Consider the following 16,749-nt stretch of genomic DNA (forward strand, 5'->3'; position numbering starts at 1 on the left):
AGACGCTTCGCGGCCGTCGATATACGCAGCAACTCCATGCACGCAACCATACATGCGCAACACCAGGGATGATTAAGGAAGTTGGTGAGCCTGTCATGTCCGTCAATTTCGACCCCCACCGTGCGGCGACGGCCCGCTCCGTCTCCGTCGCCCGGCGAGGCGAGGAGTACGCGGACCTGTTCGGACAGGCCCCGGTGATCTTCGCTGCGCTCAGTGGCCCGAGACACCTGCTGGAAGCGGCGAACCAGGCATTCTTCGAGACGCTCGGGTGCGACGGTGGGCGCCTCGGCGAGCCGGTCGGAGAGGCGATGCCGGAACTGGCTCCGCAGGGAGTGATCGACCGGCTCGATGCGGTCTACCGCACCGGCGTCGCGTACCGGGCCCGGGACGGGCGGCTGCTGCTGGGCAGGCCGGGCACGCAGTGGGAAGGATTCTTCGACTTCACCTACGAGCCCCGCCGGGACACCGCCGGCCGGATCGACGTCGTGGTGATCGCGGTCGAAGCCACCGCGTACCACCACGCGCATCTCCTGGCCGCCGAGCAGCGCGTGCTGCTGGAGCAGATCGCACGTGACGCCCCACTGGACGAGATCCTCCGAGGCATGGCCACGGCGATCGAGGAGCTCTCCCCGGACATGCTCGTCTCGGTCCTGCTCGTCGATCCCGACGGACAGCGCCTGCGGCACGGCACCGGCCCGCGCCTGCCCGACTTCTACAACGAGGCGGTCGACGGGGCGCCCATCGGCGAGGGCGTCGGCTCGTGCGGCACGACCGCCTTCCGGCGCGAACCGGTGATCGTCACGGACATCGCCACCGATCCCCTGTGGAAGGACTACCGTGACCTGGCGCTGAGGGCGGGGGTCGCGGCGTGCTGTCCACACCCATCCAGGACGCGGACGGCCGACTGCTGGGCACGTTCGCGATGTACCACCGCATCCCCAAGGCTCCGCAGGACAAGGACATGGCGCTCAGCGCCTCCTTCACCCGCATAGCCGCGCTGGCCATCGAACGCCATGCCGCGGTGGAGGCACGCCACGCCGCCCAGGAACGCGAGAAGGCCGCCCGGGAGGATCTGGCCTTCCTGTTGGAGGCCAGCACCGCCACCACGGGCGAGACGCACTATGCGGACAGCCTCCAGCGCATGGCCCGGCTGACCGTCCCGACCCTGGCGCCACTGTGTGCCGTCCACGTGTCCGAGCGCGGCCAGACCCAGCGCATCGTCGTCGCGGCGTCGACCCGGGAGGGGGAGAATCTCCTCTGCTCCCCCGCACTGTGCCACGAGGTGGACGCCGCGGTCGCCCGCGTGCTTGCCTCCGGCGCCACCGAGTCCGCCCGCGTGAGCGGCCTGCGCGCCCAGCTCGGCGTCAGGGACTACGTGTGCGTGCCGCTGACCGCCCGGGGCCGCACCTTCGGAGCGCTGACCCTCCTGGCCACCGACCTGCCGCTGGACGAACGCAAGGTCGCCCTGGCCGAGGAACTCGCCCGCCGGGCCGCTTCGAGTGCCGACAACGCCCATCAGTTCACTGACCGCGTCCGGCTTTCCCACGATCTTCAGGCAGGCCTGCTGCCTCCCGAGATACCGAGGATTCCCGGCGCCGCCCTGGCGGCTTCGTACCATCCGGCAGGAGAGGGCCTCGAGGTCGGCGGGGACTTCTACGACGTCTTCCCACTGCCCGCCGACCGCTGGGCCCTCATGATCGGCGACGTCTCCGGACGCGGCGCTCTGGCAGCCACCACCACCGGCATGGTCCGCCACACCGCACGCGCCGCCGTCCGCCTGCTCGACGAACCGGCGGCCGTCGTCACCGCCATCAACGACGCGTTGACCGGGCACATCACCGATGACGACCAGTTCGTCTCACTCGTCTACGGCGAACTGCGGCACAGCCCGTCCCACCTCACACTCAACCTCATCCGGGCAGGCCACGTACGCCGCTCGTGCGCCGCGCCGACGGCACGGTCGTCGAACTCACCGAACCAGGGCTGCTGTTGGGCATCGATCCTGACCCCGGCTTCTGCCCGTGCTGCATCGACCTGTCCCCCGGCGACAGCCTCGTCCTGGTTACCGCCGGCATCACCGAGGCCCGTTCCGCCGACGGCGAGTTCTTCGGCGAGGACCGCTTGGTCGACGCGCTCGCCGCCGTCCGGAGCACGACACCCACAGCCACTGCCGTCGTCGAGTCCATCACCACCGCCGTCACCGCGTTCGCAGGCAATGCCACCCTCGACGACCAGGCCGCACTGGTGATCATCGCCATCTGATGGTCACGAGGGCGCGGCATCCATCCGGCCGCCTTGGTGCTCACCGCCGGCAGGGGCCGCCCCAGCGGCGCGGCACATGCTCGGACACCCGTCGCGTCCGGCCCACCGCGTACCGAAAGCTCCCCTCGGGACAGCGGGTCCCGCTCGCCCCGGTCGCCCGGCTACACCATGGCCCGGTACGGGCACTCCCGCAAGGGCGGAGGGCGCTGGCCGGCCGCCTCCCGTGCGGGGCCGACTCGGCCCGTCGTCCTCGTCCGGAAGGTTCTTCCCCCAGCGGTCGCCTCGCGATCGATTCCCGGCCGGCCGTGAGCGATTGCGGTCTTGGTAACGCCAACTTAACGTCCGAGGAGTCGGGTTCTTCCGATAACGCCGATATCAACTCGTATGTCGGCTTCCCCCGTCATGCCTTCGAACGGAGCATTCATGTCGGTGATGACCGGTACTCCGCCCCTGCAGCAGTTCGGCCAGCAGATGGGCGGCCCGCAGCAGCAGATCGCCCAGGTGGTCCAGCAGGTGATCCAGCAGGCTTGTCAGCAGGCGAGCCAGCAGATCGCGCAGCGGATGCAGCAGACGCTGCAGCACATCCAGCAGGTCCAGCAGCAGCTTCAGCAGCAGGGCCTGGCCCACCAGGCGCACCCCTACCTGGCTGTCGCGCTGCAGCACACGCTGCAGCAGGGCGTCCGGAGCGCGGTGGAGCAGTCAGTGCAGCAGGCGCTGCCGACCGCGATCGTAACGCTGCTCCAGCAGGGCCAGCAGGGCCAGCAGCCGTGGGGTGGCGGGTTCGGCCAGCAGTCGTTCGGCCAGCAGTTCCCGCAGTTCCAGCAGCCCAGCTTCGGCTACGGCCAGATGGGTCAGCCCTTCGGTATGGGCTGATCTGAGGCGGCAGCGCGATGCGGTGTGCCCCGGAGTCGTTCCCGGGCACACCGCATCACCGTGGAAAGCGCGGGCCGCCCGTTGCCCACAGGAGCACACAGGACGTAGGCGTGGTGAAGGTGGAGGCGATGGTCAAGGAAAGGCCCGGGAACAACCGGGAGAGCGGATCCGAAGGCGCGCAGCCGAACGGGTCGGTGCCCGAGGGCAAGGCGGCGGGGCCACGCAAGGAAGGTGCCCGCTCACCGCGGACGGTTCGGCCGCGCCGGGAACGGTACCTGGTGGCACCGCTTCCGCAGTATCTGCTCCCGCCAGGGGTGCCCGAACTCGGCATGGACGCGGTGTGTGACCGGCTGGAGCAGATGCCCGAGGTCAAGGTGATCCGCAGACTCCGGCCCTCTGCGAAGGCCCAGCCCTACGGCCTTCACCCCGCCTGCCCGGAGATCGCGGTCGTGGAGGCGGCCGAGACCCTGATCCCCGCGATGCGGTCGCTGCACGTGCACATCGAGCCGGACCTGCCGCTGGCCGGGACCGGACCGGCCACCGTGCCGACGGCGGGCATCTTGCCGCTGCGCGACCCGGGGCTGGTCATGCAAATGGAGCAGCCCGAGGACATCTCGCTGCGCGTGTGCGGCCCGGACGGCGAACCGCTGGCCGGTGCCGGGGTGTTCCTGATCGGCGCGACCTGGCCGAGCCAGGGCGTCACCGGGGCGGACGGGACGGTCACCATCACGCCGGCCACGGAGACCGCTCAGTCCATTCAATCCCTGTACGTCCGGCCCGCCGGCGGATACACGGACCGCTGGATCCATCGCCCCGAGCTGTCCGCGGGCGGGGAGAACGTCATCACTCTCACTCCACTGACGCAGGTGTACCCGGAGTTGGAGCAACGTCAGAGTTACGGCTGGGGTCAGCAGGCCATGCGGCTGGACCGACTGCCCCCCACGTTCCGCGCCTTCGGCGTCAAGGTCGCCCTCATCGGCTCGGGTGTCAGTGCGGATCACCCCGACCTGAAGCAGCCCGTGCGTGCCGGGGTCGATCTGGTACGGGGCACGGAAGAAGGCTGGGCACGTGACGTGACAGGCGCCGGCACACATGCGGCGGGGATCATCGCCGGGGCGGACACCGGCAAAGGCGTCATCGGTATCGCGGTCGACGCCGAGATCGAGGTCTGCAAGGTCATGCCGGACGGGCACTTCAGCGACCTCATCGCGGCCCTCGACCACTGCATGGAACGCGAGATCGACATCGCCCACATCGCGGTGGCCGTCCCGTACCCGTCGGCGCTGGTCTCCCGCAAACTCGCCGACGCGCACGCGGCCGGGATCGCCTGCGTCGCCCCGGCGGGCGACACGGCCGGGCCGGTCGCCTTCCCTGGCTCGCTGCCGACCGTGTTCGCCGTGGGCGCGCTGGGAGCCTTCGGCACCTATCCGCAGGAGACGTCCCAAGCCTGCCATTCGGGGGCACAGTTGACACCGGAAGGGCTGTTCGCGGCGCCGTTCAGCTGCTACGGCCCGGGAGTGGACGCTGCCGCCCCCGGTGTGGCGGTCCTCTCCTGCTCGCCGCAGGGCGGCTACACGGCCCTCGACGGAACCGGCACCGCATCGGCCCACATCGCCGGCCTTGCCGCCCTCGTGCTCGCTCACCACGATGACTTCCACGGCCAGTTGCTGCCCCGCGGACCAGGTCGCGTCCATCATCTGTTCGAGATCATCGCCGCCAGTTGCCGCCAACTCGCTGCCCCGGGCAGCATGGAGGCGGCCCGGGTCGGACACGGCCTGCCCGACGCCCTGGTCGCCCTCGGCCTGGCCCCCGGCATGCAACTTGCTCCTGCGATGTCGCCCTTTGCCCCGTCCATGGTCGGTTGAGCCGGCCCGCGCGGCACGCTCACACAACGGCACCCGCCTCGAAGGACGGGTGCCGTTCGGCTTGCCGCGGTGAGGTGCCTTCCGGCAGACAGCTGCGGCCGTCCGGGCGATGCGGATGTGTCCCTGGCGGGACCGACCCCAGGGACGTCGCCGCGTCACTGACGTGTCGCCGACTGTGACGAATCATATCGATGAGATAGAAAGAACGATAACAGCTGTAATATCCCTATTATGCGGACGCAGACTGTGCGGACGCGGGAGCGGATCCTTCACGCCGCGGCGGATCTGTTGACCCGCGAGGGTCGTGCGGCTGTTTCGACGCGGGCGGTGAGCGCCGCGGCCGGGGTGCAGCCGCCGACGCTGTACCGCCTGTTCGGCGACAAGGACGGACTGCTCGACGCGGTCGCGGCCTACGGGTTCCAGCAGTACCTCGCCGAGAAGCAGGCTCTCGGGGAAACCGACGACCCCATCGACGATCTGCGCCGGTCCTGGGACCTGCACGTGGGATTCGGCCTTTCCCGGCCGGGGTGCTACGTACTGATGTACGGCGAAGGGCGTTACCGCCGGGACATTCCGGCAGGACCGGAGACCCTTGCGATTCTGCGCCGGAACATCGCCCGGGTGGCCGCTGCCGGCCGACTTCGCATGAGTGTGGAGCGCGCGACTCAGCTCATGCACGCCAACGGGGTCGGAATCGTGCTGTCACTGATCTCGACCCCACCGCCCGAGCGGGATCCTGAACTGCCGGCAGTCGCCCGTGAACACGTACTGCGCACGATCACGACCATGGGTGACATCGAGCCCGAAGCGCCGACGGACGTCGTGAGCCGAGCCGCGGCGCTGCGCGAGGCCTTGCGCGACAGCGGTACCACGGCCCTGACGCGATCCGAGCGCGCGCTGCTGGCCGAGTGGCTCGATCGCCTCGCCGATACCGGCGAGCCGGGCCCTGCCGCCCGAGAAACACCCGGCAGAAGGGACGACCGCGATGCCCACAGATGACCAGGTGGCTCCGATGGCCGTGCGGGAAGTGGGGCAGTCGGCCGGGCAGATGATCGGCGCTGCCCTCGCGGTGGTCGACGGGACGGGTACGGTGGTCGGCTGGACTCATGCCGCCCAGCGACTTACCGGCTTCTCCGCCGCGGAAGTGGTCGGCCGCACCGCCGTGGACGTGCTGGCGGCACCCGAGGACAGCGTGAAGGCGTCGGAATGCGCGCAGCAGTGCCGCCGCGAGGGCGGCTGGTCCGGCCTGGTCGGTCTTCGCCACCACGACGGCGGCCGACTGGACGTGAACCTGCGGGTCGCCCCGCTGGCCGGCCAGGGCGGGAGGACCCGGTGGGTCGTCTCCGCGACGTCCATGTCCGACCTCTCCTCGTCGCCGGTGAACGGACTGGGGCTGGACTCCCTCCTGTCCAGTGCGCCGATCGGTATCGCCGTCCGCGATCCGGAACTGCGCTGCACCTGGGTGAACGACGCCCTGGCGCGCCAGGACGGCATCCCTCGCGAACAGCGGCTGGGCCGACGTCTTACGGAGGTGCTGCCGGGATGCGACGCCGAAGCGGCCGAGGCGGTCATGCGGCGGGTCCTGGAAAGCGGCACTCCGAGGGTCGACCACGAGTACCGGCTGAGCCTGTCGGCGGCACCGAGGCGCGAGCACGCGTTCTCGGTCTCCTTCTTCCGCCTCGACGACGGGGAAGGCCGAGCGCTGGGCGTGTGCGCCATGGTCGTCGATGTGACGGACCGCCAGCGGGCGCGTGAGCGGCTGGCCATTCTCAGCGAGGCCGGCACGCGGATCGGCAGCACGCTGGACGTGATGCGGACCGGGCAGGAACTCGCCGACTTCGCCGTGCCGCGCTTCGCGGACTACGTCACCGTCGACCTGGCGGAGTCGGTACCGCTGGGCGAGGAGTCGCCGGCCCGGCTCGGCGCGATGGGCAGCCGTATACCGGTCTTCCGCCGGGCGGGGGTGGCGTCGATCCACGCAGGGGCCCCGGAGTCTCTCTGGCCGTCCGGGGCGCCGGTCCTCGTCCCCGCGTCCTCCTCCCCCTTCACCGAGGTCCTGACCTCCGGCAGACCCCACCTGGAACCGGTGCTGGACACTTCCCCCGGCACGTGGCTCGATCAGGACCCGGGGCGTGCGGAGAAGATCCGCCGGTACGGGATGCACTCCTTGATGATCGTCCCGATTCACGCGCGCGGGGCGGTGCTGGGCGTGGCGGTCTTCATCCGCACCGCCGATCCCGCGCCGTTCGAAGCGGACGATCTGCTCTTCGCCGAGGAGCTCGTCTCCCGTGCCGCGCTGTCACTGGACAACGCCCGCCGGTACGTGCGCGAGCGCGCCGCGGCCTTCGCGTTGCAGCGCAACCTGCTGCCACGACGTCTCAGCGGCGGGGCCGCCGTCGAGGTGACTTCCCGCTACCTCCCCGCGGACACGGAGGACGGCGTGGGAGGCGACTGGTTCGACGTCATCCCACTGTCCGGCGCCCGAGTGGCACTGGTCGTGGGCGACGTGGTCGGGCACGGCATCAACGCCGCGGCGACCATGGGCAGGCTCCGCACGGCGGTGCACACGCTCGCGACCATGGACCTGCCTCCCGACGAGCTGCTGGTCCAGCTCGACGACACGATCTCCCGCCTCGCCGAGGAAGACCTCGAAGCCACGGACGAGACCGTGGCGGTGGTGGGTGCCACATGCCTGTACGCCGTCTACGACCCTGTCACCCGGCGCTGCGCGATGGCACGGGCCGGGCATCCCCCGCCCGCGATCATCTCGCCCGACGGCCGGGTCGCCTTCCCCGACCTGCCCCCCGGCCTGCCGCTCGGCATCGGCCTGGCGGCCTCCTTCGAGGCCGTGGAGCTGGACCTCCCCGAGGGGTGCGTCCTCGCCTTCTACACCGACGGACTGATCGAGACGAGGGACGCGGACATCGACGCGGGGATGAGGCGCCTGGGCGCGGCTCTGGCGCAGCCGGACCGCCCCCTGGAAGAGCTCTGCTCGGCCGTGGTCGACACCCTGCCGACCCGGGCACCGTCCGACGACGCGACACTGCTCCTGGCACGTACCCGCGCTCTCAGCCCGACCCAGGTCGCCTCGTGGGAGTTGCCACCCGATCCGGCCCTCGTCGGCAACGCCCGCGCGTTGGCCGCCGGCCAGTTGACCGAGTGGGGGCTGGAGCACCTGGCGCCCACCACCGAACTGATCGTCAGCGAACTGGTCACCAACGCCATACGGTACGGCGCAGGCCCGATCACCCTGCGCCTGATCCGCCACCACGTCCTGGTCTGTGAGGTTTCCGACGCCAACGACACCGTCCCACGCCTGCGCCATGCCCGGACCACCGACGAGGGCGGTCGGGGACTGTTCCTCGTCGCACAGCTGTCCCACCGACGAGGCACCCGCTACACGGCCGGCGGCAAGATCGTCTGGGCCGAACAGGAACTGACACCCGCGCTCTGAATTCGACAGGCTCGGTTGGGGGTGTGGTGAGGTGGGTGCTGAGGACGTGGCGGCTCAGTCGCCCTTCGTGAGGACCTGTTCGCCGTTGCGCTGCAGGTCGGCGAGGATCTTCCGCGGGTCGCCGCTGCCCAGTGCGGCGAGGTCGGTGTTGAACTGGGCGAGGACCTTGTCGAATCCCGCGACGGTCACCGGGCCCTGCGCGTAGGCGGTGGCGTCGGCCCACGCCTTGGCGGACGGGTTCTTCCGCGTGTACTGCGCGGGCACTGGTGCGGAAGGGCCTGACGCCGAAGGCGTCCGCGTTCTTCAACTGCTGTGTGGCGGAGGTCAGGTACTCGACCAGGTTCACGGCCACCGCCCGGTGCGCGCTGTCCTGCGCACACCCCAGCGCTGGCTGAAGGCCAGGGTTCCCTTGCCTGCCGGTCCGGCGGACAGCGGGACCACCGTGTACTTCACGTTGGGGTAGCCGGCCTTCATACCGCCGGTGAGCCAGTTGCCCTCGAGGGTGGAGGTGTCCTTGGGCAGGCACACCAGCTTCCCGTCGTAGGTGAAGGAGGCGCACAGCCGGGCGGAGAAGTCGGCGGTGTCCTTGATCCGGTCGCCGTACGGGTGGCCGCCGCGGTCGTACGGTCGACCATGGGTGCCTCCGAGGGATCGGGGTGGTGCGGGCGGCTCCACCCGGGCCTCGTGCGGTCGTCGGCCCCGGGACGTGAGGATGAAGAGGGAAACGTCTCCGCTGTGCGACGGCGGGTCGGACGCGCGGCCGCCTCGGCGCGGATGGCTACTCGCCTGCGGTGGATGCCGTCGCGGTGCTGTCGCGTACGACGAGCGTCGGCTCCAGCAGCAGGCGCTCGGGCGGCGCGTCCGGAGCGGCGATCCGCGCCAGCAGCAGCCGTACGCACTCCCGGCCGACCTCTTCCAGCGGCTGGGCGACGGAGGTCAGGGTGGGCGAGAGGATCGCGGCGGTCGGCGAATCGTCGAAGCCGACTACGGCGACGTCCCTTCCGGGGAGGGCGCCGCGTTCCCGCAGCATCTGGTAGCAGCCGAGCGCCAGCATGTCGCTGGCCGCGATCACGGCCGTCGCGCCCGCGTCCAGGAGCGGCTTCACGGCGGCGCGGGCCGCGTCGCTGTCGTCAACGCTCTGTCCGCGCCGCCCACGGGTCGGCAGCCCGTGCCGGCGCATGGCCCGCTGCCAGCCCTCGGCGCGGTCGTCGCCGGCGCCCGAGGTGCCGCGTTCCCAGCCGAGGAAGGCGATCTTGCGATGCCCCTGGGCGACGAGATGTTCGACCGCGGCGTCCGTGCCCGAGGCGCCGTCGACGTCGACCCAGTCGCCGATCTGCCGGCCCGACCACATCCGGCCGAAGCCGACGAAGGGCACGCCTCGCTTGGCGAGCCATGCCTGCCGGGGGTCGCCACGGTCGGTACCGCTGAGCACGAAGCCGTCGACCTCGTGCTGGGCGAGCAGTTCCTCGTATCCGTCCAGGCTCGGGCCGCCGGGCGGGCAGGCGAAGAGCAGGATCCGGTAACCGGCCTCGTCCGCGGCCTGCGAGAGGGCGTGCAGAAAGCGGTCCAGGACGGGTTGACCGGCCGGCGCGGGCTGGATGCCGTAGCCGATCAGCTTGCTGGACCGGGTGCGCAGCGTCTGTGCGGCACGGCTGGGGCGGTAGCCCATCTCGTCGATCGCGCGCCGGACGCGCTCCAGCGTCTCGGGCCGGAGCATCTCGGGGGAATTGATCGCGTTCGACACGGTCTGCGGCGAGACCCCCGCCCGTCGGGCGACCATCGCGAGAGTCACCGGGCCGCCCTTGGCCGAGGAGATCTTGCTGGAGCGGGGCATGCGGGTCTCCGATGTACAGGGGAGATTAGGGCTTGGTTTTAGCGTTCCAAGAGCGTTGTCACGGCTCTGAAGACTGACTTAGTGTCATTGGAACGATCCAACGCTGAGAGGTTCTACTTCATTGGACAGCCATGTCAAGCCCCAGGACATCGACGGCCCGGTCCCGACGCACGCGTCCGCCGTCGCGGGCCTGCAGCCCTTCCTGCACGACGCGGTCGTCACGCTGAGCGCGCCGAGCCTCGCGATCTCACGTGCGGACGGGCAGCTCAGCGCGGGTGCGGACGGCTTCTACCACGGCGACCGCAGAGCGCTGTCCCGGCTGACCGTCGCGGCTGAGGCCATCCCCCTGGCCCCGGTCCAGGGCGGACTGCGGGCAGCGAATCGCGCGGACTTCCGGGCGATCCTGCGCGGCCTCGGCGAGACCACGCCGGACCCGGCCGTCGCCCTGCACCGGTACCGCCGCCTGACGGCCGGCCGGCTGGAGGAGGTCTTCGAGGTCACCAACTCGGGTACCGAGCACGTCCGTCTCCGGATGACGGTGCGCGCCGGGACGGACTTCGCCACCATGGAGCAGGTGAAGTCCGGGCAGGTTCTGCCGGACGTACCACCCCAGTCCGTGGACGCCTGCGGCATCGGCCTGACCTGGACCGGCGGCGACTTCACCGTCAGCCTGGTCGGCGAGTCCGCGCCGGACTCCGTTCAGCCGACGACGGGACAACTGTCGTACGACATCGCCCTCCGGCCAGGTGCCTCCTGGAGTGTGACGTTGACCTGCACCGCGGCCTACGCCGACGGCGACCAGTTGCCGGCTCCGCCAGGAGACCAACTCCCCTGGACCGTCCCCCTGGTTCGCAGTGCCGACCGCGGTCTCGACCGCTGGCTGGAACGGTCACTCGCCGATCTGGACCGCCTGCGCCTGGCGGACCCCCGCTCCCCCGCCCCGGACCGTCTGGACCAGTTCCTGGCCGCCGGCGCGCCCTGGTACCTGACCCTGTTCGGCCGCGACTCGCTGTGGGCCGCCCGGATGCTGCTGCCTCTGGGCACCGGCCTCGCCGCCGGGACTCTTCGTACGCTCGCCCGGCGTCAGGGCACCGTGACCGATCCCGCGACCGAGGAACAGCCGGGCAAGATCCTGCACGAGGTACGCAGGGACTCGCTCCGTCAGGACGGCAGGCTCCACCTCCCGCCCGTGTACTACGGCACGGTCGACGCGACCCCGCTGTGGATCACCCTTCTCCACGACGCCTGGCGCTGGGGCCTGCCCCCCAGGGAGGTCGAACTGCTGCTGCCGCACGCCGAGTCGGCGCTGACCTGGATGCGCGATCAGGCCGGAGCGAGCGGCGACGGCTTCCTGAAGTACGTCGACCACACCGGCCAGGGCCTGTCCAACCAGGGCTGGAAGGACTCGAACGACTCCATCCGCTTCCGCGACGGCCGCCTCGCCTCGGCGCCGATCGCGCTGTGCGAGGTCCAGGCGTATGCCTACGAGGCGGCACGCGGCGGGGCTTCACTGCTGCGGGCGTTCGGACGGGCGGGGGCCGACGAATGGGAGGAGTGGGCCGAGCGGCTCGCCGAGCGGTTCCGCAGGCGTTTCTGGGTGGAGGACGCCCACGGCCCCTATCCGGCGGTCGCCCTGGATCGCGACGGCCGCCCGGCGGACGCGGTCACCTCGGGCCTCGGCCACCTGCTGGGCACGGGACTGCTCAACCAGGAGGAAAGCGCGCTGGTGGCCGCCCGCCTCGTCGGCCGCGACCTCGACGCCGGCCACGGTCTGCGTACGCTGAGCAGTGACTCCGTGGGCTTCAACCCCTATGGCTATCACACCGGTTCGATCTGGCCGCACGACACCGCCATCGCCGTACACGGCCTGGTCAGGGCCGGCTTCCCGGATGCCGCCGCCTCCCTGGCGAGCGGCCTGCTGACCGCCTCGGCCGCCTTCGACGCCCGCCTCCCCGAACTCTTCGCCGGCCATGGCACCGCGGCCGGCCCGGGTCCCGCGCCCTATCCGGCGTCCTGCCGCCCCCAGGCATGGGCGGCCGCCGCCTCGGTCCTGGTGCTCCAGGCCGCCCTCGGCCTCGACGCGGACGTCCCCGCCGGCACGGTCACCGTGGCGCCCGGCTTCGCCTCGGCGTACGCACCGCTCACCGTGACCGGCCTTCAGGTCGGCGGAGGCCGGATGGACGTCACGGTCACGGCCGACGGAACGGTGACCGTGAGCGCGCCGCAGGGACTGACCGTGGTCGTGCCTTGATACCGGCAATGGGTTGGTCCGGACTATTCATCATTGACATGAACACGGTTTAGACTTCTGAACCCGCCGTACACGGCACGCCCCCCACAGCCAAGGAAGGCCTTCGCATGGTCAGATCTGGTACGGAAGTCGCCCGGCACCGCCCCCTGTTGAGACTGCTCTCCCTGCTCGCGCTGGTCTTCGCACTCCAGGCGGCCCCTGCGCACACCGCTCAGGCCGCCACCCCCTTCAAGGTGCTCGCCTTCTACGACGGCACCTACGACGCGGCGCACATCAGCTTCGACCACGAGGCCAACACCTGGTTCCCGCAAGCCGGTGCGCAGAACGGGTTCACCTACACCTCGACCACGGACTGGAGCCGGCTCAACACCGCGAACCTGGCCAACTACCAGGTGGTGATGTTCCTCGACGACTACCCGCACACGGCGTCGCAGCAGTCCGCCTTCCAGACGTACGTGTCCAACGGCGGCGGCTTCATCGGCTTCCACGTCTCGGCGTACAACGACGACACGAGCGACTGGCCCTGGTACCACAACACCTTCCTGGGCACCGGCACGTTCAAGAGCAACTCCTGGGGACCGACCTCGGAGACGCTGAAGATCGAGGACTCCGGCCACCCGGCCACGGCCGGCCTGCCGGCCGCCATCACGTCATCGGTCAGCGAGTGGTACAGCTGGCAGAACGACCTGCGGCAGAACCCCGACATCGACATCCTGGCGTCGATGGATCCGTCCACCTTTCCGATCGGCACCGACCCCAACCAGACCTGGTACAGCGGCTATTACCCCATCGTGTGGTCCAACCGCCACTACAAGATGGTCTACAACAACTTCGGCCACAACGCGATGGACTACTCCACCAACACCACACTGTCGTCCACGTTCGCGAGCGCCCAGCAGAACCAGCTCCTCCTGCAGGAGATCAAGTGGGCGGCGGGGCAGTCCGGTCCGGTCACCCCGCCCCCCGCCGCCACAGGCCCGATACACGGGTACGGCGGCAAGTGCGTGGACGTCGCCGGCGCGAACACGGCCAACGGCACGGCGGTCCAGCTCTACGACTGCAACGGCACCAGCGCGCAGAACTGGACGGTCGACGACGGCAGACTCACCGCACTCGGCAAGTGCATGGACGTGACCGGAGCCGGCACCGTCAACGGCACCAAGGTGCAGCTGTACGACTGCAACGGCACCGGCTCGCAGGTCTGGCAACCGGGGGCGGCCGGCTCCCTGGTCAACCCGCAGTCGGGCAAATGCCTGGACGCCACCGGACCCAGTTCGGCCAACGGCACCCGGCTGCAGATCTGGTCGTGCACCCAAGCGGCCAACCAGAGCTGGACCCTGCCCTCCTGAGCCGACTCCGGCACAAGCCCGGCCGGGTTCGCCCGGCCGGGCTCCCTGCCCAGAGACGGGCCTCTGCGCTGCAGCTGGCGGGGCCCGTCGCACGGCCGCTGAAGGTCGTCGTGGACGCGGGCAACGGCATGAGCGGCCACACGGTGCCGGAGGTCTTCGCGCCGCTGCCGGTCGACCTGGTCCCGATGCACTTCGAGCTGGACGGCACGTTTCCGAACCATGAGGCCAATCCGCTGGATCCGCGCAACATCACCGACCTGCGCGAGCGGATCTTCAGCGGGGAGCATTCGGCGCACTACTACTTCCGCGACTTCTGGAACGCGGACACGGGCATGCTGGCGGCGCTGCACGTCCTGGCCGCCCTGAGTGCCCGGAGCGAGCCGATGTCCTCTCTCGTCGCGCGGTTCGACCGCTACAGCGCGTCGGGCGAGATCAACTCGACTGTCACGGACCGGGGCGTCCGCCTCGCCGCCCTCGGGACCGAGTACGGGGACCGCCCGGACCTCACGGTGGACGACCTCGACGGCCTGACGGTGACCGCGCCGGACTGGTGGTTCAACGGCCGCCCCTCGAACACGGAGCCTCTGCTGCGCCTGAACGTGGAGGCCCGGGACGCGGCGACGATGGAACGGGTGCGGGACGAGGTGCTGACCCGCATTCGCGGGTGAACGCCCACCGGCAGGAGTTCCGGTCGGCGCGTCGGCCGGCTCGACCGGTGAGGGTGCTGGCCGCCCGGGGGGTGCTCATCGCCCGGACGGGGTGTCTCCTACTCGGCCCAGGGCGTGAAGCCGGTGTCGAGCACGGCTGCGAGCGAAGAACGCAGGCGGGCAGCGGCCTCGGCGCCGAAGGCCTCCTCGAACCGGGCCTGGACGCCCTTCCACAGGGGAAGTGCCTCGTTCATCCGGGAGAGGCCCTCCGGCGTGATCGCAGCGATGCGTGCCCGGCGGTCGGTCGGCGACGACTCGACAGTCACGAGGCCTTCCCGCGCCAACGGCTTCAGGTTCGAGGCCATCGTCGTGCGGTCCATGGCGATCACGTCGGCGAGGCTGGTGATCGTCATCTCACCGTGCGCCCTGAGCTGCTGCAGGATGCTGAACTGCGTCGCCCGGAGCCCGACCGGGGCCAGGACCTTGTCGTAGGTCGCGCCGAGGTACCGGGCCGCCTTGCGCAGTGCCAGGTTGCTGCACTGGTCGGCGGGGTTCGGCGGCGTAGTCGTCATGCTCTCCTCCGTGGGTTCACGACCATGATAGGAGCAGGTACTCACAAAGGCGAGGGGCGGGGTGACCCCCATCGGAGCGTTCCTTGCTTCGAGACGGATGCGAGCATATGCTCATAAGGACGCGCGGCGACGTGTGTGCGTTCCCGCGCCCGATCCCCGCGCATCCCACGCCCCACCGTCAAAAGGTCCCGCCCATGGAAACGCCCACCGGCATCACGCCCGAGCGTCAGCAGACATCCTCCCCCGCGGCCGAGCCGGCTCTGGTTCCCCGCCCCGACGTCCGGCGTCGGCCACCGGTGAAAGTCTGGCTGCAACCGGCACTCATCGCGTTGATCGTCGTGGCCGCGTTCATCAGCTGCTACATCGGCCTGCAGCGCAACCCTCAGCCGCATCACATCCCCATCGCGGTCACCGCGCCGGGCCTGCCGGGACAGATACACCAGGCCCTCGGCGACAGCGTCGAGGTGCGTCCCGCCACCGGCGCCGAGGCGGCACGCCGGGCCCTCGAGCACCGCGACGTCGTCGCCGCACTCAGCTCGGACGGCCGGGGCGGATTGCTCCTGGAGGTCGCAGGAGCCAACGGCGCGTCCACCACATCTGCCGTGAAATCCCTCATCGGCGCCTACGCGCACGGTGCGGGCAAGCACATCACCACCGAGGACGTCCTCCCCTTGGCCCGCTTCGACGCCCGGGGTCTGGCCGGCTTCTACATGGCCTTCGGCGTGACTCTGGCCGGTTTCGTCCTCGGCTCGAACGCCGTCGCCCTGGCGGGCCTCATGCATCTGCGTCATCGGTTCTGGTTGTTGAGCGGCGCTTCCGTGGCCATCGGCACTCTCGCCGCGATCATCGCCGGCCCGGTTCTCGGAGCGGTCCCGGCCCCGGTCGTCCCGCTGATCCTCACTCTGACCCTGCTGGCAGCCGCAGCCTCCTTCAGCACCAAACTGCTCGGCACCTACCTCGGCCCCCTCGGGGTTCCCGTTGCCACTCTCCTGCTCCTCACCGTCGGCAACGCCACGAGCGGTGCCACCATCGGCGCCGACCTTCTGCCCGCCGCAGCCCGTGCCATCTCGGCGCTCCTGCCGCCCGGCGCCGCAGTCCGCGCCATCGCCGACCTGAGCTACTTCAACGGCGCGCACGCGACAGGGCCTGTGGTCACGCTGGCTCTGTGGGCCGTCGTCGCAGCACTGCTGCTCGCCCTGCGTGCCCGCCTGGTGCGACGGCGCGCGTCCGTCATCAGCTGACGCGCAGCAGCCTCCTCCCGTCATGCCGCCGACCCCGGGTCCCCCGCGCTCCCGACAGGACGGGCGGTTCAGGCCGACGATCCGAGGATCACGGCGACGCACACCGTCATCGCCGCGGTGATCAAAATCATCGCGGCCAAAGTGCCTCGCAGCCATCGCCCGAAGCGGATGTGGTGCAGCTCCTCCACCACGCTGATGGTTTCGGCAATGTGGTCCGTCACCATGCCGGCGACGAATACCTGCTCCTCCAGGTACCACCGCTCGATTTCCTTCTTCTGCTCCTGGCTCAACCCTGTTGCCCGCGCGTTGAAGGCTCCCCTCCCTGAAGGACTCCGTTGGGAAATCCGTGAAACGGCCGCGTGGGCGGTGCTTATGCGGCCAGGTCGAGCTGGGCCAGGTGT

14 protein-coding genes and 2 pseudogenes are annotated in these 16,749 nt (G+C 70.4%); 11 read left to right on the top strand and 5 right to left on the bottom strand.

Features of this window, described 5'->3' with window-relative positions; translation table 11 throughout:
* The first annotated feature begins 95 nt into the window (after window positions 1-95).
* The 7 genes and pseudogenes from ACIBJF_RS46075 to ACIBJF_RS46105 all read left to right on the top strand — a co-directional run bounded on the left by ACIBJF_RS46075 (window position 96) and on the right by ACIBJF_RS46105 (window position 8,454).
* Window positions 96-992, top strand: a complete 897-nt coding sequence (locus ACIBJF_RS46075) for a GAF domain-containing protein (protein WP_399183526.1) — start codon at window positions 96-98, stop codon at window positions 990-992.
* 149 nt (window positions 993-1,141) lie between these two features.
* Window positions 1,142-1,870, top strand: a pseudogene (locus ACIBJF_RS46080) (PP2C family protein-serine/threonine phosphatase); the annotation flags it as partial.
* A 68-nt stretch (window positions 1,871-1,938) separates the two neighbouring features.
* The gene (locus ACIBJF_RS46085; protein ID WP_399183548.1) at window positions 1,939-2,262 is read left to right on the top strand and encodes a PP2C family protein-serine/threonine phosphatase; all 324 of its coding nucleotides are present in this window, start codon (window positions 1,939-1,941) and stop codon (window positions 2,260-2,262) included.
* Window positions 2,263-2,685: 423 nt separating this feature from the next.
* The gene (locus ACIBJF_RS46090; RefSeq protein ID WP_399183528.1) at window positions 2,686-3,135 is read left to right on the top strand and encodes a hypothetical protein; all 450 of its coding nucleotides are present in this window, start codon (window positions 2,686-2,688) and stop codon (window positions 3,133-3,135) included.
* Window positions 3,136-3,245: 110 nt separating this feature from the next.
* Window positions 3,246-5,000, top strand: coding sequence for a S8 family serine peptidase (locus ACIBJF_RS46095; RefSeq protein ID WP_399183529.1), 1,755 nt, complete (start codon window positions 3,246-3,248; stop codon window positions 4,998-5,000).
* 231 nt (window positions 5,001-5,231) lie between these two features.
* Complete coding sequence (locus ACIBJF_RS46100; protein ID WP_399183531.1) at window positions 5,232-5,999, top strand: TetR/AcrR family transcriptional regulator; 768 nt, start codon at window positions 5,232-5,234, stop codon at window positions 5,997-5,999.
* 13 nt (window positions 6,000-6,012) lie between these two features.
* Entirely contained in the window at window positions 6,013-8,454 is a 2,442-nt protein-coding gene (locus ACIBJF_RS46105) for a SpoIIE family protein phosphatase (RefSeq protein ID WP_399183550.1), read from the top strand.
* 54 nt (window positions 8,455-8,508) lie between these two features.
* On the opposite strand, the gene ACIBJF_RS46110 is transcribed toward ACIBJF_RS46105, so the two are convergent.
* The 3 genes from ACIBJF_RS46110 to ACIBJF_RS46120 all read right to left on the bottom strand — a co-directional run bounded on the left by ACIBJF_RS46110 (window position 8,509) and on the right by ACIBJF_RS46120 (window position 10,288).
* Window positions 8,509-8,718: a hypothetical protein gene (locus ACIBJF_RS46110; RefSeq protein ID WP_399183533.1), complete on the bottom strand. Its 210-nt coding sequence runs from the start codon at window positions 8,716-8,718 to the stop codon at window positions 8,509-8,511.
* A gap of 78 nt (window positions 8,719-8,796) precedes the next feature.
* Entirely contained in the window at window positions 8,797-9,129 is a 333-nt protein-coding gene (locus tag ACIBJF_RS46115; RefSeq protein ID WP_399183535.1) for a hypothetical protein, read from the bottom strand.
* Window positions 9,130-9,232: 103 nt separating this feature from the next.
* On the bottom strand, window positions 9,233-10,288 hold the full coding sequence (locus ACIBJF_RS46120) for a LacI family DNA-binding transcriptional regulator (protein WP_399183537.1): 1,056 nt from the start codon (window positions 10,286-10,288) through the stop codon (window positions 9,233-9,235).
* A gap of 121 nt (window positions 10,289-10,409) precedes the next feature.
* Between ACIBJF_RS46120 and ACIBJF_RS46125 the strand changes: the two genes are divergently transcribed.
* From ACIBJF_RS46125 to ACIBJF_RS46135, 3 genes and pseudogenes are all read left to right on the top strand, one after another.
* Window positions 10,410-12,539, top strand: a complete 2,130-nt coding sequence (locus ACIBJF_RS46125) for a glycogen debranching N-terminal domain-containing protein (RefSeq protein ID WP_399183538.1) — start codon at window positions 10,410-10,412, stop codon at window positions 12,537-12,539.
* A 107-nt stretch (window positions 12,540-12,646) separates the two neighbouring features.
* Window positions 12,647-13,888 carry a ThuA domain-containing protein gene (locus ACIBJF_RS46130; RefSeq protein ID WP_399183540.1) on the top strand — a complete coding sequence of 414 codons (1,242 nt, stop codon included), beginning with the start codon at window positions 12,647-12,649 and terminating at the stop codon, window positions 13,886-13,888.
* Between the two features lie 92 nt (window positions 13,889-13,980).
* Window positions 13,981-14,556 (top strand): annotated as a pseudogene (locus ACIBJF_RS46135) (hypothetical protein); the annotation flags it as partial.
* 98 nt (window positions 14,557-14,654) lie between these two features.
* Here ACIBJF_RS46135 and ACIBJF_RS46140 read toward each other — a convergent pair.
* Window positions 14,655-15,107, bottom strand: a complete 453-nt coding sequence (locus ACIBJF_RS46140; RefSeq protein WP_399183542.1) for a MarR family winged helix-turn-helix transcriptional regulator — start codon at window positions 15,105-15,107, stop codon at window positions 14,655-14,657.
* A 194-nt stretch (window positions 15,108-15,301) separates the two neighbouring features.
* On the opposite strand from ACIBJF_RS46140, the gene ACIBJF_RS46145 reads away from it, so the two are divergent.
* Window positions 15,302-16,348 carry a hypothetical protein gene (locus ACIBJF_RS46145; RefSeq protein WP_399183544.1) on the top strand — a complete coding sequence of 349 codons (1,047 nt, stop codon included), beginning with the start codon at window positions 15,302-15,304 and terminating at the stop codon, window positions 16,346-16,348.
* 68 nt (window positions 16,349-16,416) lie between these two features.
* On the opposite strand, the gene ACIBJF_RS46150 is transcribed toward ACIBJF_RS46145, so the two are convergent.
* Complete coding sequence (locus ACIBJF_RS46150) at window positions 16,417-16,638, bottom strand: hypothetical protein (protein ID WP_399183546.1); 222 nt, start codon at window positions 16,636-16,638, stop codon at window positions 16,417-16,419.
* Between the last annotated feature and the right edge of the window lie 111 nt (window positions 16,639-16,749).

The organism is Streptomyces sp. NPDC050743, from assembly GCF_044456925.1.
Taxonomy (GTDB): Bacteria; Actinomycetota; Actinomycetes; order Streptomycetales; family Streptomycetaceae; genus Streptomyces.

Coding starts and splice junctions, on each gene's coding strand:
- ACIBJF_RS46075 (WP_399183526.1), top strand. CDS start 96: ATGTCCGTCAATTTCGACCCCCACCGTGCGGCGACGGCCCGCTCCGTC.
- ACIBJF_RS46090 (WP_399183528.1), top strand. CDS start 2,686: ATGTCGGTGATGACCGGTACTCCGCCCCTGCAGCAGTTCGGCCAGCAG.
- ACIBJF_RS46100 (WP_399183531.1), top strand. CDS start 5,232: ATGCGGACGCAGACTGTGCGGACGCGGGAGCGGATCCTTCACGCCGCG.
- ACIBJF_RS46105 (WP_399183550.1), top strand. CDS start 6,013: ATGGCCGTGCGGGAAGTGGGGCAGTCGGCCGGGCAGATGATCGGCGCT.
- ACIBJF_RS46120 (WP_399183537.1), bottom strand. CDS start 10,288: ATGCCCCGCTCCAGCAAGATCTCCTCGGCCAAGGGCGGCCCGGTGACT.
- ACIBJF_RS46130 (WP_399183540.1), top strand. CDS start 12,647: ATGGTCAGATCTGGTACGGAAGTCGCCCGGCACCGCCCCCTGTTGAGA.
- ACIBJF_RS46140 (WP_399183542.1), bottom strand. CDS start 15,107: ATGACGACTACGCCGCCGAACCCCGCCGACCAGTGCAGCAACCTGGCA.
- ACIBJF_RS46145 (WP_399183544.1), top strand. CDS start 15,302: ATGGAAACGCCCACCGGCATCACGCCCGAGCGTCAGCAGACATCCTCC.